The sequence below is a fragment of the Nisaea denitrificans DSM 18348 genome, from assembly GCF_000426505.1.
GTDB classification, from domain to species: Bacteria; Pseudomonadota; Alphaproteobacteria; order Thalassobaculales; family Thalassobaculaceae; genus Nisaea; species Nisaea denitrificans.
Window position 1 is genome coordinate 431,076 of the sequence record NZ_KE384531.1, and the last position, 24,879, is coordinate 455,954.

Annotated in this window: 21 protein-coding genes and 1 riboswitch; of the genes, 12 read left to right on the plus strand and 9 right to left on the minus strand. The window is 58.2% G+C overall.

Features of this window, described 5'->3' with window-relative positions; translation table 11 throughout:
* Positions 1-62: 62 nt before the first annotated feature.
* Positions 63-209, minus strand: a riboswitch (FMN riboswitch).
* Between the two features lie 155 nt (positions 210-364).
* From K328_RS26480 to K328_RS0119015, 4 genes are all read left to right on the plus strand, one after another.
* Positions 365-1,516: an FRG domain-containing protein gene (locus K328_RS26480; RefSeq protein WP_169721238.1), complete on the plus strand. Its 1,152-nt coding sequence runs from the start codon at positions 365-367 to the stop codon at positions 1,514-1,516.
* 88 nt (positions 1,517-1,604) lie between these two features.
* Complete coding sequence (locus K328_RS0119005) at positions 1,605-2,957, plus strand: ABC1 kinase family protein (protein WP_028467325.1); 1,353 nt, start codon at positions 1,605-1,607, stop codon at positions 2,955-2,957.
* A 72-nt stretch (positions 2,958-3,029) separates the two neighbouring features.
* Entirely contained in the window at positions 3,030-4,097 is a 1,068-nt protein-coding gene (locus K328_RS24945; protein WP_036554927.1) for an HlyD family type I secretion periplasmic adaptor subunit, read from the plus strand.
* The gene (locus K328_RS0119015; protein ID WP_028467326.1) at positions 4,094-4,456 is read left to right on the plus strand and encodes a hypothetical protein; all 363 of its coding nucleotides are present in this window, start codon (positions 4,094-4,096) and stop codon (positions 4,454-4,456) included. The genes K328_RS24945 and K328_RS0119015 overlap by 4 nt, the downstream gene beginning before the upstream one ends.
* 122 nt (positions 4,457-4,578) lie before the next feature.
* On the opposite strand, the gene K328_RS0119020 is transcribed toward K328_RS0119015, so the two are convergent.
* Entirely contained in the window at positions 4,579-5,268 is a 690-nt protein-coding gene (locus K328_RS0119020) for a transposase (protein WP_028467327.1), read from the minus strand.
* Between the two features lie 310 nt (positions 5,269-5,578).
* Here K328_RS0119020 and K328_RS0119025 point away from each other — a divergent pair, with 310 nt between their 5' ends.
* Both K328_RS0119025 and K328_RS0119030 read left to right on the plus strand, forming a co-directional pair.
* Positions 5,579-6,535 carry a radical SAM/SPASM domain-containing protein gene (locus K328_RS0119025; protein ID WP_028467328.1) on the plus strand — a complete coding sequence of 319 codons (957 nt, stop codon included), beginning with the start codon at positions 5,579-5,581 and terminating at the stop codon, positions 6,533-6,535.
* 345 nt (positions 6,536-6,880) lie between these two features.
* Positions 6,881-8,734 carry a PHA/PHB synthase family protein gene (locus K328_RS0119030; RefSeq protein WP_245577593.1) on the plus strand — a complete coding sequence of 618 codons (1,854 nt, stop codon included), beginning with the start codon at positions 6,881-6,883 and terminating at the stop codon, positions 8,732-8,734.
* Positions 8,735-8,767: 33 nt separating this feature from the next.
* On the opposite strand, the gene K328_RS0119035 is transcribed toward K328_RS0119030, so the two are convergent.
* Positions 8,768-9,217 carry a hypothetical protein gene (locus tag K328_RS0119035; RefSeq protein ID WP_028467330.1) on the minus strand — a complete coding sequence of 150 codons (450 nt, stop codon included), beginning with the start codon at positions 9,215-9,217 and terminating at the stop codon, positions 8,768-8,770.
* A 45-nt stretch (positions 9,218-9,262) separates the two neighbouring features.
* The gene (locus K328_RS0119040) at positions 9,263-11,326 is read right to left on the minus strand and encodes a TonB-dependent receptor (RefSeq protein WP_051285162.1); all 2,064 of its coding nucleotides are present in this window, start codon (positions 11,324-11,326) and stop codon (positions 9,263-9,265) included.
* Positions 11,327-11,468: 142 nt separating this feature from the next.
* Between K328_RS0119040 and K328_RS26085 the strand changes: the two genes are divergently transcribed.
* Together K328_RS26085 and K328_RS0119050 are read left to right on the plus strand one after the other, a co-directional pair.
* Entirely contained in the window at positions 11,469-12,353 is an 885-nt protein-coding gene (locus K328_RS26085; protein ID WP_051285164.1) for a helix-turn-helix domain-containing protein, read from the plus strand.
* Between the two features lie 13 nt (positions 12,354-12,366).
* Complete coding sequence (locus K328_RS0119050; protein ID WP_028467332.1) at positions 12,367-12,918, plus strand: MFS transporter; 552 nt, start codon at positions 12,367-12,369, stop codon at positions 12,916-12,918.
* 192 nt (positions 12,919-13,110) lie between these two features.
* On the opposite strand, the gene K328_RS0119055 is transcribed toward K328_RS0119050, so the two are convergent.
* Positions 13,111-13,617, minus strand: a complete 507-nt coding sequence (locus K328_RS0119055; RefSeq protein ID WP_028467333.1) for a hypothetical protein — start codon at positions 13,615-13,617, stop codon at positions 13,111-13,113.
* Between the two features lie 357 nt (positions 13,618-13,974).
* Between K328_RS0119055 and K328_RS0119060 the strand changes: the two genes are divergently transcribed.
* On the plus strand, positions 13,975-15,912 hold the full coding sequence (locus tag K328_RS0119060; RefSeq protein ID WP_028467334.1) for a tetratricopeptide repeat protein: 1,938 nt from the start codon (positions 13,975-13,977) through the stop codon (positions 15,910-15,912).
* 18 nt (positions 15,913-15,930) lie between these two features.
* Here K328_RS0119060 and K328_RS0119065 read toward each other — a convergent pair whose 3' ends face one another.
* Complete coding sequence (locus K328_RS0119065; protein WP_028467335.1) at positions 15,931-16,269, minus strand: AzlD domain-containing protein; 339 nt, start codon at positions 16,267-16,269, stop codon at positions 15,931-15,933.
* Positions 16,266-16,991, minus strand: a complete 726-nt coding sequence (locus tag K328_RS0119070) for an AzlC family ABC transporter permease (RefSeq protein ID WP_028467336.1) — start codon at positions 16,989-16,991, stop codon at positions 16,266-16,268. The genes K328_RS0119065 and K328_RS0119070 overlap by 4 nt, the downstream gene beginning before the upstream one ends.
* Positions 16,992-17,152: 161 nt before the next feature.
* Here K328_RS0119070 and K328_RS0119075 point away from each other — a divergent pair, with 161 nt between their 5' ends.
* Entirely contained in the window at positions 17,153-19,009 is a 1,857-nt protein-coding gene (locus tag K328_RS0119075) for an ABC transporter ATP-binding protein (RefSeq protein WP_028467337.1), read from the plus strand.
* A gap of 116 nt (positions 19,010-19,125) precedes the next feature.
* Positions 19,126-20,148, plus strand: a complete 1,023-nt coding sequence (locus tag K328_RS0119080) for a threonine ammonia-lyase (protein WP_028467338.1) — start codon at positions 19,126-19,128, stop codon at positions 20,146-20,148.
* 101 nt (positions 20,149-20,249) lie between these two features.
* Here the strand turns inward: K328_RS0119080 and K328_RS0119085 are convergent, their stop codons facing one another.
* The 3 genes from K328_RS0119085 to K328_RS0119095 all read right to left on the minus strand — a co-directional run bounded on the left by K328_RS0119085 (position 20,250) and on the right by K328_RS0119095 (position 23,850).
* Positions 20,250-21,143, minus strand: coding sequence for an ABC transporter permease (locus tag K328_RS0119085; protein ID WP_028467339.1), 894 nt, complete (start codon positions 21,141-21,143; stop codon positions 20,250-20,252).
* Positions 21,144-21,157: 14 nt separating this feature from the next.
* Entirely contained in the window at positions 21,158-22,129 is a 972-nt protein-coding gene (locus tag K328_RS0119090) for an ABC transporter permease (RefSeq protein WP_028467340.1), read from the minus strand.
* Between the two features lie 77 nt (positions 22,130-22,206).
* Positions 22,207-23,850, minus strand: coding sequence for an ABC transporter substrate-binding protein (locus K328_RS0119095; protein WP_051285166.1), 1,644 nt, complete (start codon positions 23,848-23,850; stop codon positions 22,207-22,209).
* A 298-nt stretch (positions 23,851-24,148) separates the two neighbouring features.
* Here K328_RS0119095 and K328_RS0119100 point away from each other — a divergent pair, with 298 nt between their 5' ends.
* Positions 24,149-24,856, plus strand: coding sequence for a haloacid dehalogenase type II (locus K328_RS0119100; RefSeq protein WP_028467342.1), 708 nt, complete (start codon positions 24,149-24,151; stop codon positions 24,854-24,856).
* The last annotated feature ends 23 nt before the right edge of the window (positions 24,857-24,879 follow it).

Here is a 24,879-nt window from a genome sequence, read left to right on the forward strand (position 1 = left end):
ACTGGAATCGAGGCCGAGTACAAACAGGGGACGCAAACCCGCGAGGGTAGTTTCCGATCCCATGCTGTTCTCTATCATCCGGACTGTGACCGTCGGCTTCGGAGTTGCACCGAATCTGCTGACCCCGGCCAAAGCCGGGCGCTCGCGGGCTTCACGAGTTTCCTCATGTTACCGCCGGTGGGGAGTTCCACCCCGCCCCGAGAACTTGGCCAAAAATTATTGGCATGGCGACAATATTTGCTAACAATTCTTGTTGCAAATGCTGATCGATATTGCTGTGCAAAGCCGCTGTCGTATCAGTTTTGGCAGAACGTCCAAAATGCAATTGCCCGATAGTAAAAATCCGTTGAGGGGTCTGTTTTCGATGGCGAAGTGGAAGCTTTATTGGGTCACGAATGATTTTGACCGAACTGAGGATTGCTTCGTTGTGGCGAAGACTGCTCGCAGCGCCCGTTCAGTTGAATACTCCTTGTATGGAGAAGGATTTGGTGACATTCACGCCGAATTTGTAAGAGAAATTCCGGATCATATCGTCGAGAATTTCGATCTGCATTACAAAGGTTATCTGAAAAACAAACTGAATGAGCTGAATAAAGAATTAGAATCGGAGCGGAGAGATCTGAAATTAAATGAGTTGGAAGAGAATATAGGAAAAAGTTGGTCGGCTGAAATGGTTTGGCCTAATCATGCAGATGATTGGATTTACTCATTGATGGGAGTAGAGTGCATATATTATAATGGTAGGTATAGTTATAAATATAATGAAGAAATTTACTCCATTGCTGCATTCGAAGAGGTTTATGGGGGAGGTAGTGAATCTGAAAAAAGAGAGGAGGTAATTTATTCTGTTTCTGATTTTACTTCGAGAGTGCAGTTTTTGAATGACGCGCGTTCTTGGGTGTACAGGGGGCAGAGAGATGCGATTTGGAATCTAGAGAGTGGTGTGGAGAGATATAATAGAAAACATGCCTTTCCAAATGGCAGAGAACATGAGGAGAGAGTGCTCTTAGAGCAATTTAAACTCCGAGCGATTCCATACCTGGAGTTCAATAGGGTTCCGTCTAGTGATTGGGAGTGGTTATGCGTCGGTCAACACTACGGTCTACCAACGCGATTGTTAGATTGGACGAAAAATCCTTTGTATGCGCTATTCTTTGCCGTTTGGAGTAGCTCTGAAGATCGTGATGGGATTGTGTACGCATATCATCATGGTAGGGAGCCAATTGATGTGTCATCGAACGACGATCCAATGTCGATTGATAGAATAGAAATTTTCCAACCTCCTCATCTATCTCAACGAGTTGCGCTCCAAAATTCGATCTTCACCGCCGAACCGGTTTTTAAAGATATTGGAGAGGGATGGCAAAGTGGAAGCAAGCTTAAGAAATGGTTCGTTCCAGCGGACTGTGTGAAGAAAATTCGCCAAGAACTGGAAGTAATGGGCGTGGATGAAAGTAGCTTGTTTCCGGGTTTGGATTCAATCTGTAGTAGTATTCGAAGTAAAATGAGAATTTGACCGTGGTGATTGTGCTCCAAGTTTGTTTTTTCGATGATCGCAATTGAGGGACATTGCTAAATCTCAATTTGATGCCATTTCCGTTATCATGAAAGATCAGGAACGCAATTCCCTGGGCGGCCGCGTGAAGCGCTATGCCCGGGTGACGGGAGCGGTCGGCGGCCTCGCGGCGCGGGTCGCCGGTGAGCGCTATCTCGGGCTCAAGCTCGACAAGGACAGCCACGCGGCGGAGCTGCGTGAGGCCTTGGGTGGCCTGAAGGGGCCACTGATGAAGGTGGCGCAGATCCTGGCCACCATCCCGGACGCGCTGCCGAAGGAATACACAAACGAGCTGGTGCAGCTTCAGGCCGACGCGCCGAGCATGGGCTGGCTGTTTGTCAAACGCCGGATGAGCCGGGAGCTCGGCGCCGGCTGGCAGCAGAAATTCGGCCATTTCGAGCATGACGCGGCGGCGGCGGCCTCCCTCGGACAGGTGCACAAGGCAGCGGATGCGGACGGCAACACGCTGGCGGTAAAGCTGCAATATCCGGACATGCAGTCAGCCGTCGAGGCCGACCTGCGCCAGCTCCGGCTGATTTTCTCGATCTATGCCCGCTACGACAAGGCGATCCATACGGACGAGATCTACAAGGAACTCTCCGCCCGGCTGCGGGAAGAACTGGATTACCAGCGTGAGGCCCGGCACATGGCGCTCTATGGCCTGATGCTGAAGGACGAGGCGGGCGTGCATGTGCCGCAAAGCGTCGACACCCTGACCACGCCCCGTGTGCTCACCATGAACTGGCTGGACGGCGCCAAACTGCTCGACTTCATCGCCGCGCATGACGATCAGGAAAGCCGGAACCAGGTCGCCCTCAACATGTTCCGCGCCTGGTACGTGCCGTTCTACGAATATGGCGTGATCCACGGCGACCCGCATCTCGGCAACTACTCGGTCCGCGAGGATGGCTCCGTCAATCTGCTCGATTTCGGCTGCATCCGCGTCTTCCCGCCAAGCTTCGTCAAGGGCGTGATCGACCTCTACAACGCCCTCTCGACCGACGACGAGGCGCTTGCCGTGCATGCCTATGAAAGCTGGGGGTTCCAGGGGCTGGACAAGGAAACCGTCGAAGTCCTGAATATGTGGGCCCGCTTCATCTATGCCCCGCTGATGGAGGACAAGGCCCGCCGCATCCAGGAAACCAATACCGGTATGTATGGCCGCGAGGTGGCGGAAAAGGTCCATGTCGAACTCCGCCGCCTGCGCGGCGTCAAACCACCCCGCGAATTCGTCCTGATGGACCGCGCGGCGATCGGGCTCGGCTCGGTGTTCCTGCATCTGAAGGCGGAAGTGAACTGGTACCGGCTGTTCCAGGATCTGATTGCGGATTTCGATGTGGATGCGCTGGCGAAGCGGCAGGCGGCGGCGCTGAAAGAGGCGCGGGTGCCGGCGTCGGAGTAGGTGTTTTTTGCGTGATTCGACGGGGGCGGATGCATAGTATCCGGTGCAAAGAAAGTGCATCGGAGTTTTGTCTTGTGTTTCGCTGATACGCCCCTGTTCGGTCATCTGATCGGCGCCGTGGCCCTGGCATCCGGCGGCGCCCCGATCCCGCCGGAAGAACTGTTCGAGGTGCCGGAGGGCGCGCCCGCGCATGAGGTGGCGGATAGCATCGCGGTGCTGCGGGCGGAATGGGCGGCGCTGATGGGCGAGCGGCAACGGGCCGGCCGCGAGGCGGCGCGCGCCCGGGCGACCCTGGCCTCGCTCCGGGCGGAGCATGACAAGGTGGCGGCGGTGCTGCCGCTGCTGACGGAACGGGTCGACGGCCAGCGCATCCTCTATGAAAAACAGCTGACCCAGAAATCCGTCTATCTGGAGCATGAGCAGGCCCTGCTGGAAACCCGTCATCAGGGCCTGGTGCTGGACAAGCAGATCGAGGAGGCGCAGGCGACGCTCGCCAGCGCGGAGGCGACGGCGGAGAACCTGCTGCTCGCCTTCGAGGCACAGCGCCAGCGCGCCCTGGCGGAAGCCCGGCAGAAGGCGAGTGCGGCAGCCCAGGAACGGATCAAGGCAAGTGACCGGGTCGGCCGCCTGACCCTCGCGGCCCCGGTGGCGGGGGAGGTCACCGGCCTCTCGGTGCATACGCTCGGCGGCTATATCCAGCCCGGTGCGCCGCTGATGCGGATCGTGCCGGACGGCGACCGTCTGACGGTCGAGGCGACGGTGACGAACCGGGATATCGGCTTTATCGAGATCGGCCAGCGGGCGGCGGTGAAGGTCGATGCCTTCAATTACATGCGCTACGGCAGCATCGAGGGAACAATCGTCAGCCTCAGCGCCGACGCCGTCGTGCCCCAGGACGTGAACAACGCCGCCGGCGCGGCGGGGGCGGCAACGACCGGCCCGCAGGCGGCCCCGCAAATGCTGTCCTACACGGCGCGGATCGAGATCGAGCGGGAACATCTGACCGTGGACGGCAGGGACGTGCGTCTGGTGCCGGGCATGTCCGTGACGGCGGACCTGCTGACCGGGGAGCGGCGGGTGCTGGAATACGTGCTGCAGCCTGTACTGCGCTATGCAAGTGAAGGGATGCGGGAGCGATGAAGAAGTTTATTGATGTATTGATTTTTATAAAATTAAGAGAATTTTTTATTTGCATGGGTATGTTTTTGATTTATATTTTGGCTTATTTTTATTATTATACTAACCATATAATAATATGGTTTTTATCAATGGTAACTTATTATGGTTCTGGCGGTGTAGTTTTATTTGCAAAATATGCCAACGATGAAGATTTTAATTGGCAATATTTCATATTGTGGGTTGTTTATTGCGTTATCGTGTTGTTTGTCAGTTTGTTTTTTGTTGTGAGAGGTGGGCGGGTTCTGAAATACGGTGCGTTGTTACTCACATTCGCGCCGTTTTTATCTGTAATTGTTGTGTTTTATTTCTTGCTGGTGTGAGGATTTGAAAGTGAGTCGAGATTATCTAATTCCAATTACTTTTCCAGATATTTGGCTGTCCGGAGTGTTCCCAATTGCGGGGCACGCAGGAATTAAGGGGACACACACCTTAATTCCGCATCTCATGACAGGTCTGTCGCGTCCGTCTTCGGGCCCGGTTTCCGCTTTCTGAGTCTTCTGCCGAGCCGCTGTTCCAGTTTCTTCAGAAACCCGTCGCTCCCGAGCGGTCGCCCTGTCAGCTCGTGGCGCCGGATCAGATCCGTCAGTTCCGGCGCGATGCCGCCATCGAGGAAGCGCCGCCAGTCCCCGATCATGTCCGGCAGATCTGACGTGAGGATGCGGTCGGCGGCACCTCTTCGCTCCGCTGCATCGAGACCGAGATGAGCGCGGGCGCTCGACCAGACCCAGTCTTCCGGCCGGGCCGCGAGCCGGGCGCGCAGCGGGTTCAGCTCGGTATAGCGCACCGCCGCGATCAGATGCGCGTCGTCGAGCGGAAAGGAGGCGAACCGGCCCTGCCATGAATAACCGCGCCAGCGTTCCCGCAGGTTGACCCGGTGTGTGTAGCGCTGGTGTGCTTCACCCAGAGCTTCTGCCAGACCGCCAGCCGTTTCCGGCACAAGGACGAGATGGACGTGGTTCGGCATCAGGCAATAGGCCTGGAGCGCAACGCGGGCACGGGGCAGCGCCTCGGCCAGGATTTCCAGGTAAGCCGCGTAGTCCGCATCGGAAAAGAAGGTGGTCTGTCTCCGGTTGCCCCTCTGCGTCACATGATTGGCGAGACCGGGCATGACCACGCGCGCCAAACGTGCCATGCCGGTGTCATGGGAGGGGCGGGGACGGAATTAAGTCGTGTGTCCCCTTAATTCTTCAGGGGATCGGAGAGTGGTGCTTGTGATCCATGTCCCCTTAATTCCCTCTTAATTCTCCCTGATTCCCAAAAAGTTAAGTGCGCCTCCCATCTTCCGGCATCGCCGGGCGCAGATGGCGCATATCGCCGCACCGGCGCGTGCCTTGACATATATCATCGATACACCGCGCGAGGCCTTAATACGGTTCGGAGTTTTCCGGCCCGCGACATGCGGTTTCGGAGACCACATCCGAAGGGTGCCAAAGGGGCCGGAAATGGGAATTACGGAACGAATTGACCAGGTGACGCGGATCGATCCGGTTTATCGGACGGTCGCGCCGCCGGCGCCGCGGTCGGTGAAGGTCGAGCTGACGGCGCGCTGCAATCTTGCCTGTACCTTCTGCGCCCGATCGATGTCCCTGCGGCAGCACGCGGACATGGACCGGTCCTTCTTCGAGCGGTTGACTGTCGAGATGCGGCAGGCCGGGGTGGAGGAGCTCGGGTTGTTTTATCTTGGGGAGAGTTTCCTTTTGCCCTGGCTCGCAGACGCGGTCCGGTTTGCAAAGCAGGAGGCGGGGTTCCCGTATGTCTTCCTGACCACCAACGGCACCGTCAGCACGCCGGAGCGGGTCGAGGCGGCTATCCGGGCCGGGCTCGACAGCCTGAAATTCTCCATGAACTACGCCGATGCGGACCAGTTTCAGAGCGTGGCCCAGGTGAAGCCGAAGCTGTACGACTCGATCGAACGCAATCTTTTGAGCTCTGTTGCCGTTCGCGATCGGGTGTACGAGGAGACGGGGCACCGTTGCGGGATCTATGCCAGCTATATCGAATATGACGGGGCCCAGGGAAAGCGGATGCGGGAAACCGTTGAACGCATTGCCGGGATCGCGGACGAGGTCTATGCGTTGCCGCTTTACAATCAGGCATCCCTGGTGACCGAACGTGAAATAGCGCAGGGATGGGCGCCGACGGCCGGCAACCGGGGCAGAGTAGGCGCGCTTCGCGAGGCCTTGCCGTGTTGGTCGATCTTTACCGAAGGGCACGTGACCTGGGACGGGCAGCTGAGCGCTTGCTGCTTCGACCATGACGGACGATTCCACATGGGAGACCTGACGACGACACCGTTCCTCGATGCCTGGCATTCCGACCGGTTCCGGGATCTGAGAGAGGCCCATCTGAGAAAGTCCGTCGCCGGGACCGCGTGCGAAGCCTGCGTCGCCTATCAGTAGCGCAAGCCGGCCCAGGATCCGCCGGTTCAGCGGCCCGATCCCTTGGGTTCCCGCATGCGCGGGAATGACCATGACGATGGCGGTGGCGGGTCAAAGGTCGAGTGCGGGGGGCTTGAGCGGAAGCCCCGGGCTGATCATATGAGATATGCAGCGACCATCGGACAATCATACATCGGCTCGGTTTTTTTTGACCTGAATCAATGCTGCACTGCACATGAGTCGCTATTGGATCGGACAAGACGGTGAACGCTGGCTGAACTCAGCCGGTTTTCTCCGCAGTCCGCTTCATGGCGATTGCCTCACTCGTCCCGTGGCGGGCGCGTTTCTCTGATGGAGCTCAGTGCCATGCAGGCCAATACCGTAAAGTCACGCACGCGAAAGACCCGTCGGAGCACGGATACCGGCACGCGTAAGCCCCGGACATTCAGCGCCCCCGCCAGCGCCCCGCTTGTCCCCGAATGTGACCGGCCGACACCGGGTCACTATACGGCGCAGGCGATCGACCATGCGTTCAAGGCCAATCTGGCGCGGCTGACCCTCGGTATCTCTCCCGCCGGGCTTGCGACATCCTATTTCAACTGGTTCTCACATCTCGCGCTGTCCCCGGGCAAGCATATGGAGCTGGTGGAGAAAGCGGCCCGCAAAGCTGCACGGATTATGATCCATGCCGGAACGGCCGGGATGAACGCGGAAGCGCCCCCCTGTATCGAACCGCTTCCCCAGGACCGCCGTTTCTCGGGCGAGGCCTGGAAACAGTGGCCTTTCAACATGATCTCCCAGTCTTTTCTGCTGACCCAGCAATGGTGGCATAATGCCACAACGGAGATCGACGGCCTCTCGAAGGAAGACGAGCATGCGGTGTCGTTCATGGCCCGGCAGATGCTCGATCGCTATGCGCCGTCGAACATGCTCTGGGCCAATCCCGAGGCATTGAAGGCGACGGCTGCGCAGGGCGGCGCGAACCTGATGCGCGGTGCCGGGTATATGGCGGACGACTGGCAGCGCACTATTGCCGGCAAGAAGCCGTCCGGCGCAGATGCTTTCCAGCTCGGGCGGGATGTCGGCGTGACGCCGGGCAAGGTGGTCTACCGCAATCACCTGATCGAGCTGATCCAGTATGAGCCGACCACGAAGCAGGTCTACCGGGAGCCGGTTCTGATCACGCCCGCCTGGATCATGAAGTACTACATCCTTGATCTCTCGCCGCATAATTCGCTGGTCAAATATCTGGTCGAGCAGGGCCATACGGTTTTCATGATCTCCTGGCGCAACCCGACATCGGAAGACCGTGACTTCGGTATGGAGGATTACCGCGAACTCGGTGTCATGGATGCCCTGGATGCGGTTTCGGCAATCATCCCTGACACACAGGTTCATGCCGTCGGGTATTGTCTCGGCGGCACGCTGCTCTCGATCGCGGCAGCGGCCATGGCGAGGGATGGCGACGACCGGCTGAAATCCATAAGCACCTTTGCCACCCAGGTGGATTTCACCGAGGCCGGCGAGCTGATGTTGTTCATCCGGGAAAGCGAAGTCGCCTATCTGGAAAACATGATGTGGGACCAGGGTGTGCTCGACGGCTACCAGATGGCCGGAGCCTTCCAGATGTTGCGCACGAACGATCTGGTGTGGTCGCGCATGGTGCATGACTACATGCTGGGCGAGCGTCAGGAAATGAACGACCTGATGGCCTGGAACGCGGATCTGACACGGATGCCCTACCGGATGCATTCCGAATATCTGCGCAGCCTGTTCCTTGACAACGACCTCGCCTCGGGACGGTTCACTGTGGGAGAGCGACCGATCAATCTGGCGGATATACGTGCACCGATCTTCGCTGTCGGAACAGTGAAGGACCATGTCGCGCCCTGGCGGTCGGTGCACAAGATCACCTTCCATCCGGCGACGGATGTCACGTTCCTGCTGACAAGCGGCGGGCACAATGCCGGGATCGTCAGCGAGCCGGGCCACCCGCGCCGGAGCTATCAGGTAGCGACCAAGAAGGCGGGCGAACGCTATATCGATCCGGACACCTGGATGGCGGAGACCCCTTCGAAAGACGGCTCCTGGTGGCCGGAATGGCAGGCCTGGCTGACCGGGCAGTCGACGGAGAGCGCCGCATTGCCGGAGATGGGGGCGCCGGACAAGGGGTATGCGCCGCTTTGTGACGCTCCGGGCGCCTACGTTCTGCAGCAGTAGCGGCGGGCTAGCCGGACTGGCTTCTTGTCTGGGTCAGAGCCGCGTGTCTTGAAACGATTTTACGATAGTGCGCGCGGCAATCATGGTCTCGGTCTTGAGGTGATCGGTCCCCTTCAGCCAGTCCAGAGAATCGTCCAGGTTTGGAAATACGCCGCCCGGAATGCCGAAGGCCTTTTCGACGCTTTGGCGATTCATTGCCTCGAAGCGGGACGGAGGCACCGCGATGGCCATGCAGGAAACCAGCCGGCGCATGTTTTCGGAGGCGCCGGCTTTGAGCCATTGTTTCGTGACGCGACCAACTCCCGGAACCTGATCAAGGGAGCTTTCGTCGAGATAAACCCGCAACGAGATGAAACGCTCGTTGCGGTCAAACCAGGCATTCCAGATGCCTAACATCTGATCATGCTGCTCCAGGCTCTGTGAGCCCTCCAGCATCAGAATGCTGAGGGGCCAGAGCGTATCGTCGGACGCTATTCGGGACATGATGGCCTCGGATGTTATGTGGAGCTTGATGATCAGGGTGAGGAATCAGAACCGGGCGCTGACGCCGACGCGGAATGTACGCGGCTGGAGCAAGACGGCAGTGTCGGCGGCTTCGGTGGCGCCGGGATAGAAGCCGACGGCGGTGTCAGCATCGAAAATGTTTTCGATCTCACCGAATACGCGGAAGGTGCCGAACGTGTAGCCGACTTCGGCATCCGTCACGATATAGGCGTCGGTCTTGCCGCGGGGCCGGTTGTTGATGTCCGTGAAGTAGCTGTCCGAATAGCGGGCGGCGAGACTGGCGTTCCAGCCGTCCTGCTGCCAGGAAATGCCCGCGGCGGCGGTAAGGTTGGGAGCGCCAAACAGGCTGTTCCCCTCAATGCCTGAGCCCGGGTTCTTCTCCACTTCAGTCTTCAACAGGCCGACATTACCGAACAGATCGATATTTTCGAAAAGAGCGAATGTGGCGCCCAGTTCCGCACCATAGGTCACAACCTGATCGGCATTGCGGACGACGAACAGCTCGTCCCGTGTGTCGAGCGGGGTCAGGTCAAATGGCAGCTGCATGTCGGAATAGCGGGCATAGAAAAGGTTCTGGGTGAGCCCGAGCCTTCCATCCATCAGGGTCTGACGCCCATAGAGCTCGTAATTCCAGACCGTCTCTGAATCGTATTCGTAATGCACGACGGGGAAGGGGTTGGGCGAGCCGAAGGCGATACCGCCACCGCCTGCATTATAGCCTTTTGAAACCAGCACACCGTAATTCTGGTTGTACGCCGCTTCCCAGTTCACGCCGATCCTCGGCAGGAAGGCGTCGGAGGCCCGGTCGCTGTCGATGGTTGCAACTGAGCCTTTCGCGTCGCCGCCGCTGCGCCGGTGCTGTTCCTGCTCGTAACGGGCGCCGATGGTCAGCTCCCACGCATCTGCGAGGGGAATGATCGTCTCGCCATAGATGGCGTAAGTGTCGACCTCGTCGTCGAAATTCTGACGGGCCACGAACTCGATGAACTCATCCTGACGCGACCGGTAGAGATGCGTTCCGATCAGGGCTTCGAAGCCATTGTCCCCGGAATAGCGAACACGCGGGTCCATGGCGAATTCGAGTGAATCGATCCGGGCGTTGGATGTGTTCGGCGACACCGTGCGGGTGAATCTGAAATCCGTGACGGAGGCATCCAGTTCCAGCCGCCAGTTCTCGTCCAGATCGACCTCGAACTCTCCGCCAAGGCTGGTCGTCGAAGGTTTGTGGACCGGTTGTCGCGGGAAGTTGGAATTCCTTTCCTCGAACGGCCGCACGATGAATTCGCCTTGCGGAGCCTTGTGACTGCTGTGCGACGCGGTGAAAAGCAGCGTTGAATCAAGTCCGAGATTAGGCCGGGCAAGCAGCTTCCCGCGCAGGGAGAGAGCGCTGATTTCCCCCGGGTTGTCGGTGCCGGGGAAGGGCTGGTAATTCACGGCGGATTCTCCCGCCTGCCAGTCGGCAGAGAAGCGTGCGGCCAGAAGATCCTCGATGATCGGTGTGTTGACCACGCCGGAGAAGCGGCGCCCTTCGTAATTTCCGACAGAGGTCTGGATCGCCCCGGATTGCTCGAAAGTCGGGTTTTCCGTGGTGATGGAGACGTTCCCTGCGATGGCATTGCGACCGACCAGGGTGCTTTGCGCGCCGCGCAAGACCTCGATTTTTTCCACATCCCACAGCGAGGAGTTTCCGAACACAATCTCGTTGTAGCTGGCCGGCCGGCCGTCAATCCGGAGGCCCATGCGGGCGCGGCTGCCAGCGAAGAAGGCATTTGCATTCTCGGCAGGCCCGGTTCCGTCCACGCCGCGGATGGTCGGGGCTTTCGCGGTGCCGGTCGGGACCGTCATGTTGACCGTGTTTTCGAGCACATCGCGCACATTCGTCATGGCCGGGCGTTTTTCAAGCTCCTCCGCATCGAGGACATCAACGCTGGTCCCGGTGCGCTGCTGGGTGCGCTCGATCAACCCGCCGGAAACGGTGATGGCGTCAAGCTGGACAGCATTCCCATCCGTTTCCTGCGCGTTGGCCTGTACGGAAGAGAGAAGAAGTACCATTGCAGCCGAAAAACAGCCCCGCATTCCGTTGTACATCGCCAGAATTCCCAAATTTCGATAATAATACTGATAATCATTCCTGTTTGTGAGTGTGAAATCATAGAAATATGGAGGGTCTGTCTACTCCATATGCGGGCGGGATAATCCAAAAGCGTGCTTCAATAAGGGTTTTACAGCCATGGTTCAGACTGACTGGGCAGACGAACGTAGCCAATTCAAGCAGCGTGTTGAAAATCGCGCCATAGGGCCGACCGAGTACTTCTCGAACAGGGATGGCACGATCTTGCTTACCGTCACCACGCTGGACGCGGCAGAGGGCGCGTATGAGGTCTCGCCTTACCTGACGCTGGTCCAGTGCCTTGGCAAGGCCGGCAGCTATCGGCGATCAGGAGACTGGGGCAAGGTTGACGGCATCCTGCGCGGCGGGAGCCAGACGGTTGTGCTTCCTAACTCCAGGGCTGAGGGCTTTTCCCCAACGGCGCGTCTCATGGGTATCAACATATGTCCGGAGCGCGCGCAAAAAGCATTGGCGGATGTTGGCGGGATAGACGTGCTGGCGCCCGCTGCCGGAAGCCTGGGCGATGACCCGCTCGTCAGCTCCGTCATGACCGCGCTCTGGCGCGATGCTCAGGTGCATGGACTTTCCTCGGTATTCCTGGATCACGGATTGGACCTGATCCTGCGCCGTCTGGTTGAGATAGACCGCCCGCTTTCATTCTCTTCCGTCAGGCCGGTGAGGCCCTTGTCTCCGCGGGAATTGCAGCAGGCGGTTGATGTGATCGACAGCCGTATAGGCTCGGATCTCACTGTCGCGGATATCGCCGGTGTACTTGATCGCGACGTTCGAAGCCTGACACGGGCATTCCGCGCCGCGACCGGCTACGCGCCGTATGAATATCTGACCTTCCGGCGGATCGAGCGGGCGAAGGAGCTGCTTCGGACAGAGGAGACGATCATGGAGATCGCCTTGCAAGTCGGGTACTCAAACCCGGCCAAGTTCGCGGCGGCTTTCCGCCGGTTCTGTGGCTGTTCGCCTTCGGAATGGCGGGGCGGGGTAAGCTGACGGCAACCCGGCTATGAATGCGGCGCTTGTCTATGCGGCGCAGTGGCTGGTGCCGCTCTTCCTGGCTCCGGTTACGAGCTGGTTGTTCAATTACAGCTCGCCGCGTCTGGTATTAATTGCGTGCGAGCTCGGGGGCGTTCTGCTGGTGTGCGTGATCGGATCAATTGAGATCACGGGCATTACCGCAATATTTCCACTTCTGGTGGTCCGTGGGCTTATCGATGTCGCAGTAAAGTCAGGACGTCTTATCGTGCTACGTCTCCAATTTCCGGGGGAGCGGCTCAAGCAAGCTTTTTCGATAAACTCGACATCTTTTGTGATTGGAATGGCTGTGGCGGGGTTGATGGCCTCAGCCATCGTTCACAGGCTTGACCTGTGGTCTGTGGCTTTGATTTCGTCCGGGTGTTTTGCCTTAGCAGCGGTTGCCTATGCCTCACTGAACTTGTCAGCCGCGAGCAAGGAGATGGAAGTCGGAGAAACTCGGCCATCATGGTGGAGACAGCTATCCGTCTTAAGGGTTGACCACTTTCTACGCCGCCGGTTCCTGCTGTATCTGTCGCCATGACCAGCGGCTCTCTCAGCGGCACGACGCTTTTTAGTATTCTTGCTGGATGGGGCGCGGATTTCGCCGGGATGGCTTATGTCCGCCTCGCTATTTCCGTTGTGGGCGGGCTTTTGCTGATGGCAAGTTTAATGGTTCCGGTACCGCGCTCCGAAGGAGGGCCTGAGTCATCTGCCCTGCGCATCGGCCAGTAGTTTAAATATTCAGCAGGAAGATTCTGGTCACCGCGATCGTTACCAGCTCAAGGTAGAGCACCATTGCGATCATCATGCCGTAGCGCTGCAAGTCGCTGATCAGTTTTGATTTCCGCTTGCGGGCTGCGGTACTGAAGCTGCCCCACTTGGACGTGACATAGTCGATCTTGCGAGCCTCCGCTGACTGCCACCACTGCAAGCTGAGGATCACGCCAGCGCTGGCGATGCTGAAAATCCAGACCATGACCATAAGCAGATGCGCAAGTGTCGGATCTTTCCAGTGGGTCCATTCCCCGTAGCCCGTCGCGACTGCGGCACCGATGGAAAAATAGAGCACGGCACGCCATTGCTGATGTTTCGCGAAGCGCAGGTTTTCGGAGGCATCGGCATAGATCGCGAGGAATTCTGCGTGGGTCGTTTCCTCAAGCTCACTTGGGGTATCTTCCTCCGGGTTGAGCGCATCTACGCGGTCTTCATCGGTGTCGATCGGATTGAGTGGCTTGGCCATGATCGGATCCTCTCCGTCGCTTCATCCTCTTCCCTAGGCGTGTCAACGTTGCCGAGAACGGGGGCGGAATTCCGAACATAATAGCGCTAAACGCTTTCGTTCTTTCATAAATCTTGCTTGAGTTGGGGCCTCCGGCTGACAGAGGACCGGATAGCTCACTATATTTTACCGTGCTACGCTTGAAGACCGATGAAGTTCTTCGGTGCTATTCTCTTTGGGGGCCGGTCGCCCTCAAGAATGCCAGTACAACAGGTTTAAAATGCGTGCAGAGAGTTACTTGGGCCGGGTTTGTGAACGACATGAGGCTTGCCGGTCTTCTCGGGATCGTTGTGCGGGATCGTGCGAGGGGAGCGTCGGATGTCGATGACTTCAGAGCAGAGCGCCCGGCAGTTTTCCGATCTGCTCGAAAAATCGCTCGGCGCACACCAGAAAGGGGAGCTGGAGATTGCGGCAGAAGGGTACCGTGCGATTCTTGACCGGTTCCCCAATCATGCGATCACACTAGACCTCTACGGCACTTTGCTTCACCAAACCGGTGAGATCGCAAGGGCTCTCGAATTCCTGGAGCGTGCCGTCGCCGTTGCGCCAGAGTCCACCTCCGCCCGGCTCCATTTGGGCGCCGCGCGGATGGCCGCCGGAAACCCGGCCGATGCGCTTAAAGAATTCCAGATCGTTTGCTCAGTAGATGCAGACAATGCGGAAGGGTGGCTGAGCCGGGCGCAGGCGCTTGAACAGCTCAATCGGCTTGATGAAGCGATCATTTCGGCCCGTCGAGCGGTGGATATTCTGCCGGCCCACGCCGTCACTTTGGGCCGACTGGGCGCGCTTCTGCTGAAAGTGGGGCAGGCAGAGGCGGCATTGTCTGCGCTGGCCGGGGTGCATCGGGCCGATCCGTTGGCTCTTGAGGCTTATCTGCATACCGCCTTGGCATGGAAGGCGACCGGAGATCGGATTACTGCTGAAAAAGCGGTACGCCGGGGAATTATCATTGCGCCGGGTACTTTCGAGTTCTACCTGCATCTTTCTGGCTCCAATGCTGCCCCAGGTAAGCGGATCGATTATGTGGAGTGGGCCCGGTATGCGACCCGACTGCGTCCTGGAGCCTCTAATCTCTGGTCGAAGCTCGCCGTCGAATGTTCGCGCGAGCAATCAGTCGATGCGGCAGTCCGCGCGGGCATTAGGGCACAAGTGCTCGACCCTTTGAACGAGTCATCCCATAACGGATTTGCTGCGGATATTTACCGCAACAGAAATCACGAAGCGGCGCGAAGGGCATGTTACCGTGGACTTGTCGCTTACCCGTATATTGCCGAACTGAAATTGATCGCCGCTGAAACGGAATTTTGGCGCGGTAATTTTGAAAAGGGCTGGGCTCTGTTCGAGGAGCGTCTTGATCCGAGAATGTCACCCGCGCGGATCGCGCTGCCGCCCTTGTGGGAAAACAGGGCGGAGGATCCGGGGCAGCTTTTTGTCGCCGCAGAGCAGGGTATTGGCGATGAGTACGTATTCCTGAGTTTTCTTCCGGCGCTCGCCGAGAAGGTGGATCGACTTACGGTCGAGTGCGACGAACGCAATCTTCCGCTCTATGTTCGAAGTTTTCCCGGTGTGGCTTTTGTCGGGCGCCATATCCACGCCGATGAGCATGGTCGTGCGATTTTTGATTATAGCAACTGGTCAGGCCGCCATGATATAGATCATGCCATTTTCGCGGGTTCTCTGCCTGGTCTTTTTGTCCGTGATGCGCAGGTGCCGGGGCCTCATGGCGGTTATCTCAAGGTCGATGAGGCTGAGAAGGCTGCCTGGAAGTCGAAATTCGACCGACTCGGCAACAAGCCGAAAATTGGGATCTGCTGGCGTAGTGGCTTGGTTACAAAAATACGCGAAGCTTTTTTCACAAGCGCAGCAAACTTGGTGGGCGCCCTCGGTCCAGATGACGCAGATTATGTGAGCCTCGTTTATGATGCGCGGGACGAGGAACTGGATGAGGTTGAATCCCTATACGGGTGCCGGATTCATGTCCCCGAGGGGATAGATCAGCGCAATGAACTGGACCGCGTTGCAGCAATGCTGTCGGCGCTTGATTGTGTTGTCGGTATGGGGGCCGCTCCCATACTTCTGGCATCGGCAGTCGGTGTGGAAGTGATTCATTTGGGATGGTGCCGGTTTCATTGTGCTGACGAGCACGACGTCGTGTTTGGGAACTGCCACCCGATGCTCCGTCGTGACGACAGATTTGACATGAGAATCGCCGTTCCGCGAGCGGCTGCGTTTTTGCCGACTTTGATCGAAAACTGAGTGGACAGGCAATACAGATCAGAGGCTGAGTATTGCAAGTCCTCCGGCAAAACATCCTGCGCCGAATGCAGCGCCCAGCAGCAGGTTGCGTTTTGCCAGGAAGAACACCGCGAAGCCGATCGCCACTGCACCGACCCTGAGCATGAGCGGGGTGTCGGCCAGATCGCCGGTCGGCAGGATCGCCATGCGGGAGATCAGACCGGCGACGGTGGCGTAGGAAACGCAGCCGATCCAGCGGAACAGCGCGCCGTCCGTGTCTATCTTCGACGCAAGCAGGGCGCCGAGGACGCGCCATATGAAGGTGACCGAGGCCGCCAGCAGGACCAGCGCGAGCGGCGAAACCGCAGCGGTGCTCATCGGCGCCTCCCGAGAACGATGTAGGCAAGCGTTCCGCCGATCAGGCCTGTCAGGATGACCCCGTAATTCGGCTCGATGCTGTGCAGGGGCGGCCCGATGACGGCGCCGGCACAGACGGCAAGAATGACAAGTCGGTCCCGGTTCAGCGCAAACAGCAACGACAGAAACACAACATTGAGGAAGACCAGCGTCAGGCGGATAATTGCCGGCATGTCCGCTGAAAGCCAGTATCCAGCAAGCGTGCCAATGCAGCCCATGGTGATGCAGAGCCCCGCGACGGGCCAATAATAAGCCAGAGCCGACTCTCTATTCATACGCTGAGCCGCGGCCATGCCCATCGGCCAGGTCGATGCAGACATCAGGTGTGCGATGAAGATCCGCTTCAGCGGATGTTTGACGGCATCGCGGAAGGTGCCGACCAGGATCGTCGCCATCGGGAAGAACCGGACGCTGGCCATGGAGACCGCCAGCAGCGTTACGAACAGATCTGCACCGGAGGCCCGCAGGTCCGCCATCGCAACCTGACCCGGCATGGCCCATATAAGCGCTGTCGAGAGCAAAGCCTCGAAGGCGGAAAAGCCGTTGGCATGCGCGAGAGAGCCATAACCGAGCATGGTTGCGAAGACGACAATCGACGGGACCGCGAGACCGTGACGGACGCCTTCACGAAAGGCTTGTTTCCGGTTGGGGCTATGTTCGCTCTCGGTTTTCCGTTCGCTCACGGCCGCCTCATACGTCTTAACTCTTCCGGGGTGCGAAATTTGACAGATTGCGTCTGGATTTGACTACCAAAAGCATACAGACTGCCCCGCTGAAAATGGTGCAAAAAGAAAAAAAAACTTAAGCACCGCACAGAACAGGCGAGCCATGGGAGGCCGTGTAAATGCATGATGACCGACTGATCGAAGTCGACGATCTTCGGGTTCACTTTCCGTTGGATGACCAGACGGTCAAGGCGGTTGATGGAGTCTCTTGGCATATTGACCGGGGCGAAACGCTGGCAGTTGTCGGCGAGTCAGGGTCCGGCAAGTCCGTGACTGCGATGTCGCTGATGCGGCTGACCGATTATGCCGGCGGGCATATAGCGTCCGGCAAGGTCGATTTCCGGCGCAAGAACGGTGAGGTGATCGATATCGCCAAGGCCGGCCAGGGCACGATGCGGGATATTCGGGGTAACGATATCTCGATGATCTTCCAGGAGCCGATGACCTCGCTAAACCCTGTCTTCACCATCGGGTTCCAGATCGCCGAGACCATCATGCTGCACCAGGGAAAGAGCGAGCAGGAAGCGCTCGACATGGCCCTGGAGATGCTGAAGCTGGTCCGTATTCCGGAGCCGGAAAAGCAGCTGAGCCAGTATCCGCACCAGTTGTCCGGCGGTATGCGCCAGCGGGTGATGATCGCTATGGCGCTGAGTTGTCGCCCAAGTCTGCTGATCGCGGACGAACCGACCACCGCGCTCGACGTGACGATCCAGGCGCAGATCCTCGATCTGATCAAGATGCTGCAGCAGGAAATCGGCATGTCCGTCATGTTCATCACCCACGATATGGGGGTGGTGGCCGAGGTTGCGGATCGCGTTGTCGTCATGCTGAAAGGCAAGAAGGTCGAAGAGGGGCCGGCGGAGCAGATCTTCCATTCGCCGCAGCACCCTTACACCAAGGCCTTGCTTGCCGCCGTGCCGAAACTCGGCTCCATGAAGGGCATGACCTTCCCGGCCAAGTTCTCCAATGTAGATGTGAACAGGGCCGAAGGCGATGCGGTCAAGGACGCGTCCGCCGGGCACGAGTTGCAGGAAATGAAGGACACGGTCCGTCGTGATGCGAAGCCGCTGCTGACGGTCGAGGGCCTGACCACCCGGTTTGATATCCGCAAGGGTATGTTCGGATCTGCGACGGCACGGGTTCACGCGGTTGAGGGCGTATCCTTCGCTTTGCAGCCTGGCGAGACATTGGCATTGGTCGGAGAATCCGGTTGCGGCAAGTCGACCACGGGGCGGTCCATCATCAAGCTGGTGGAGCCGAACAGCGGCAGTATCAAGTTCGAGGGCGAGGAGTTGATGGACCTCGACTCGAAATCCATGCGCCCGTTGCGCCGCGACATGCAGATGATCTTCCAGGATCCGTTTGCCTCTCTGAACCCGCGCATGACAGCAGGTTCGGCCATTGCCGAGCCGATGATCGTGCACAATATCGCTTCCGGCAAGGATGCGGATGAACGCGTTGTTTCGTTGCTCCGCCGTGTCGGTCTTGATGCCGAGCATGCGGAACGATATCCGCACGAATTCTCTGGCGGTCAGCGTCAGCGGCTTTGCATCGCCCGGGCTCTGGGTCTTGGTCCGAAGCTGATCATTGCGGACGAAGCGGTCTCGGCTCTGGACGTGTCGATCCAGGCGCAGGTCGTGAACCTGATGATGGATCTTCAGGAAGAGTTCGGTCTTGCCTATCTCTTCATTAGCCACGACATGGCCGTGGTCGAACGTGTCAGTCACCGGGTTGCAGTTATGTATCTCGGTGAGATTGTAGAGATCGGCCCCCGTGCGGCAGTGTTCGAGAATGCTCAGCATGCCTATACGAAAAAGCTGATGTCGGCGGTTCCGGTCGCCGATCCTTCGCGCCGCAAGCGTGACCTCAACCTGATGACGGATGAGATCCCGAGCCCTTTGAAGCCGATCGGCTACGAGCCGCCGAAGCAGGTGTACCGGCAGGTCGGAGAAGGGCATTTCGTGCTGGAGAGCTGATCTGGAAGCGATTTAACCGGGAATCAGAAACGGCGCCTTCGGGCGCCGTTTTTTGTTGCCGTCTCGGTGTGTGAAATCCGGATATAGTCTGCCGGCATTCAGGCGGGAGAGCGATAATGACAGACCTCGGACAGGCGGTACCCAGCGGCACGGATATAGATCAGGCTGTAGCCGCGCTGGCGGGCGTTGCCGAGGAGACACCACTGATGGCGGCTCCGGACCTAGCCAGCTTGTCGGGAGCGGCAGAGGTCTATGTGAAAGCTGAGTCGCTCCAGCGAACGGGTTCCTTCAAATTCCGGGGAGCGTATTGGCGGTGCTGCAATTTGACCGATGCGGAAAAACAGGCGGGTGTCGTCGCCTATTCTTCCGGGAATTTCGCCCAGGGGCTTGCCGCCGCGGCGATGGTCTTGGGGGTTCCGGCCACGATTGTGATGCCCGTGGACGCACCGGAGGCAAAGCGCCGCAAGACGGCAGCCTATGGCGCGACAGTTGTTTTGAGTGAACACGGTGACCGCCCGCGCGAGGAGGTTGCCAGCGCACTGGCCAGGGAAATCTCAGAGCGTGAAGGCAAGGTTTTGCTGCATCCCTTTGATGATCGGCTTGTTGTGACGGGACATGCCAGCGCGGCAGCGGAGATAATCGAGGGGCTGCGGCGCGGTGGGAAAGAGGCGCCCGATTTTGTTTTCTCATGCGTTGGCGGCGGCGGCTTGATTGCAGGCCTTGCTGCGGGTTTCAACCGTTTCTCCCCATCGACACGGCTCGTCGCAGTGGAGCCGGAAGGCTTTGATAGCTTTGGGCAGTCCCTCAAAGCGGATGCGGTAACCCGGATCCTCAGCGACAGTTCATCTATTTGCGATGCGCTGCAGGCAACGGCTCCTGGGGAGGTGCCATTCGCCTGCGCCAGAGCAACGGGTATGCAGCATCATGTAGCGGTGGGTGACGATTCTGTCCGTGCGGCAATGCGGGTTGCGTTCGAGACCCTGAAACTTGTGCTTGAACCGTCGGGAGCCGTGGCGCTGGCGGCCTTGCTGCAGCGGCCAGATTATATTCAAGGCAATCGCGTCGTCGTGATGGCTACTGGCGGGAATATCGATTTCGAGCAGTTTTGCGGAACGCTGGGCGATGTGGCTGTGCAGTAAGCTGTCCGCGCTTGAGCTTTATTTTGATTGTCTGAGTGAATCCCCAGACAAAGAAAAAGCCCCGCCAATGGCGGGACTTTTTGCTGAAGGTATTGGTCTAATCAGCGGGTTCTGAGTTTTGGATCCAGGATATCCCGGACCGCGTCCCCGAAGAGATTGAAGCCAAAGACCGCGATGGTAATCGCGAGGCCTGGCCAGATCGGAACCCAAGGCGCACTTTCCGCATATTCCTCGGCTCCGCCCTGCAGCATCAAGCCCCAGGCCGGTGTCGGTTCCTGCACACCCATCCCAAGATAGGAGAGGGAGGCTTCCAGCAGGATCGCTTCACCGAGGAAGGCTGTCAGCATGATCAGGAACGGCGCGAGTACGTTCGGCGCAATGTGCTTCATGATGATGCGCATATGCCCATATCCGATGGACCGGGCCGCATCCACATAGGGCATCTCACGGATCGCCAGTGCACTGGACCGCACGACACGAGCGCAGCGCGGCACGAAGGGGATGGTGATCGCAATGATCACCTTGTCCGTGCCGGTGCCGAAGATCGAGACGATGGCCAGAGCCATGATGATTAGCGGAAATGCCATGAAGACATCGATGATGCGCTGCATGATCAGGTCGAACCAGCCGCCGAAATAGGCACTCGCGACGCCGAGAATGAGGCCCCCGAAAGCGCCGACCAAGGCGCAGGCGAACCCTACGAAGAGAGCCGTCCTGGCGCCGTACACGATGCGCGAGAAGAGGTCCCGTCCGAACTGGTCGGTGCCGAGCAGGAATTCCAGGCTCGGCGCCACCAGCATATGCTCGAAACTATTGGCCTCCGGGTCGTATGGAGCAATGACTTCGGCAAAGACAGCCATGAAGACCATCAGAATGATGACAATGGCTCCGCCGGTGCCCAGCGGCTGGCGCCGTACCATACGGCTGATGTGATCGATAACCCGGACTCGCTTGAAGCCGGTGTTCGTTTCGGGACTTGCATCCATGGTGCTCATGTCCTGCATCTCCCCTAGCTGTAGCGAATGCGCGGATCAAGCCACGCATAGAGCACATCGACGACGAAGTTCATGAAGACGAAGATCGTCACCACGAGCATCACCAGCGCCTGTGTCAGTGTGTAATCGGACTGGGTCACGGATTCGACGAACAGCTTTCCGAGGCCGTTCAGGTTGAACACCTGCTCGGTCACGACAAGGCCACCCATCAGGAACGCGAATTCAATCCCGATGATGGTCACCACTGGCAGCATCGCGTTTTTCAGCGCGTGCTTGTTGACGATGACTTTCTCGATCAGACCCTTGGCCCGGGCGGTGCGGATATAATCCTCCCCGAGCACTTCGAGCATGGCCGATCTGGTCATACGGGTCGCGACAGCGGAATATCGATATCCCGTTGCCAGTGCAGGCCAGATGAGCTGCGATATATTATGTGCCGGATCATCAAAGATCGATTTGAAGCTGATCGGCGGCATCCAGGGTCTTCCCATGAATTCCTGCGTTCCAATGAGCAGACCCAGGATCATGAGAATGCCGAGCCAGAAGGACGGCATTGCGATGCCGGCGATGCTGAAACCGCGGACGACATAATCGACCATCGTGTTCTGCTTCGCTGCGGAGATAACCCCGAGCGGAATGGCGATTACGATGGAAGTCAGTGTTGCCATGATTGCGACCTGCAACGACAGCTCGAACCGGACGCCGATTTCGTATGTAACATCCTTGCCTGTCCACATGGATGTGCCGAGATCGAGAACGAAGAACCCCTTCATATAGTCCCAGAACTGGACATAAATTGGGTTCTCAAGTCCGAGATTTACCTGACATTGCCTGATTTGCTCTGGGTCCGCGTACGCACCTTCGCCACCGAACTTGATCAGGCAGATATCGCCCGGGACAAGCCTTAGAAGAAGAAAGACGAGGATAGCCGCTCCGATCAGGGTCGGAAGCAGCATGAGCAAGCGTTTGACGATGTATCCGTACATGCCTTGCCGTAAAACCTTTGCTGGAAAAGGGCGACCGCCCCGCCGGAGGCGGGGCGGCCGACGTCTTTAGCAGTCGATTAACCGCCGAGTTGTCTTTTCTTCTCGGCCTGGTCGATCCAGATGTTGTCGAGTGCCTGGTTCAGGTAGTGGCTTGGTGCGATCTTCCAGCCCTTCACATAGGAACGGTGCGGGTTGATCTTGTACCACCAGAGCGTAATGAACTGCGATGCCAGCTCGTCCAGTACCCGCTTTTCATATTTGCGGATGATGGCGCGCTGTTTTGCTTCATCACCTTCGGCCAGAAGCTCGTCATACCATTTGAGCAACTGCTCATCCTGGAACTCGGCGTAGTTGTTGCCGGCGCCGGGCAGGAACTTCGAGATGTCGGCAATCGGGTTCACGATCGACTGACAGTTGAAGTCGAGCGAGATGGTGAAGTCTTTCTGCTTACGCAGTGTGGCGTAGAAAGGCGTGGTCGGCTGGACCCACTGGTCCGCCTGGACACCAATCTTCTTCCACTGATCGATCAGCCATGTGCCCACAACCTTGTACGGCTGGTCGACGCCGCGATTGTGCAGGGTAATCTTCAGGTTTTCGTGACCGGCTTCCTTCAGCAGTCTTTTCGCTTCGGCGCGGTTCGCCTCGACGTCTTTGCCATAGCCGGCAAGCTGAGAAAGTTCGGCTTCGGTTGCTGCGAGCGGGTGACCCGGGAAGACAACGCCGCCAACGGTTTTCACGATCGCAATACGGGACAGGTATTTGGAGCCGCCCTCACGATCGATGGCGAGCGACAGTGCTTTACGCACCCGCACGTCGTCCATCGGCTTGACCTTGTGGTTCGGGGTCACGATCAGAACGCAGTTCCAGTCGCTTTCCTGAACCGTGATGGCGTCGCCAAGGGCTTTGACAAGATCGTCACGCGCTTTCGGCGGGAAACCGCGGAACTCGATGTCGGCCTGGCCACCACGAATCGCCTGCAGGCGAACGGACATTTTCGGCGCGGAAATCGCAGTGAAACCGTTCAGGTAAGGCATGCCCTTGTGATGGTAGTTCTCGTACTTGACGCCTTTCACATGGCTGCCCGGTACGTGCTCAACAAACCGGAAAGCGCCCGATCCGTTGATGTTTTTTTGGTGCCAGGTGTAACCGTGCGCGTCCAGATCCTTCTTTGCGTAGAGGAAGTTGTACGGCATGGCGACAGACGGCAAGAAGGTGCCTGTCGGGTTTTTCAGCTTGAAGACGACGGTGTAATCGTCAGGAGCTGAAATCGATTCGACGGTCTTGAAATATGCCTGCCGGTTCGAGGCAATGCCCTCCGGCGGAAAGGCGATCTTGTCGAAGGTCGCCTTGACGTCGTGCGCGGTCAGCGGCGTGCCGTCGTGGAACTTCACGTCCTTGCGGATCTTGAAGGTGTACTTGGTACCGCCGTCGGTCGGCTTCGGAACATCGCCTTCACAAACGTCGCAGACAAAGTCTGTCGGCGAGGAGGGATTGTCCGGGTTAACCCGCATCAGCACGCTGTAGAACGGGCGGATCGGGTGGATCATACCGAAGGTGGATTCGATGTGTGCGTCGTAAGACGGAATTTTCGAACCGACAACCAACCGCAGCTCGTCGCCATATTGCGGCGTTTCCGCTGTTGCGGGGCTGGCGGGCCCGAAGATGGCAGCAACACCCAGCGCGAACGCTGTTGTGGCTGCAGAGCGCCAAAGCATTTTCATAGACGTGTTCCTTCCCTAGTAGCGAATTTGTTTATTGTTTTTTGAATAGGCTCGGCCGGCAATGAACGTCACTGCATTCTTCGCCTAGCGAAGAACGGACTCATTACCAATTGGACCGTTGTCTGAAGTTCCTCCGTTCGCCTACCCTTTCGTCAGTCTGCTAACCGTTGTTTTCCGGTCTTTCAGCTGATCGAACTGAATATCATTGTCCCGCCTTTCGATTTCCGGTCAAGGAAACACTGCATAACGGGACGTGCTTTTCCGGACTACGGGAACATGTCGAGGGAATGGAAACAAAATGACGGTGGTTAAAGCGCTTTTTTTTGATGTTTTTGGGACCGTTGTCGATTGGCGGAATAGCATTGCGGCGGAAGTAGACCGCTTTTCTGATGAAAAGGGCCTGGGGCTGGACGGGCAGGCCTTCGCGCTCTCCTGGAGGCGGCGTTACGTCCCGGCAATGGCGCGGATACGCAGTGGTGAGCGCGGTTTCATTGACCTCGACATATTGCACAGGGAAAACCTTATCGAGGTGCTGGAGGAGTTTGGGGTCGCGGACCTGAGCGACGCCGACGTCGAGCATCTTAATATGGTTTGGCATCGTCTTAACCCTTGGCCTGACAGCGTGCCGGGGCTGACCCGGCTGAAGACCAAATTCATTCTGGCGACCATGTCGAACGGTAACGTGAAGCTTATGGTCGACATGGCGAAGCATGGCGGACTGCCCTGGGACATGATTCTCGGGGCCGAGATCGCGCAGAGCTACAAGCCGGACCCTGAAACATACCTCGCCGGGTGCCGCATGCTGCGCCTCGCTCCAGAGGAATGCATGATGGTCGCTGCCCACAACAGCGACTTGGTCGCTGCCCGCGCACTCGGGCTGAAAACGGCTTTCATTGCGCGGCCGACGGAGTACGGACCGGAGCAGACGGTCGATTTCAAAGCCGAGCACGATTTCGATGTCATCGCGGAGTCGATGGAGGGCGTTGCCGACAAGCTCGGCTGCTGAAGCTGTTTTAAAAGGGAGAAGCG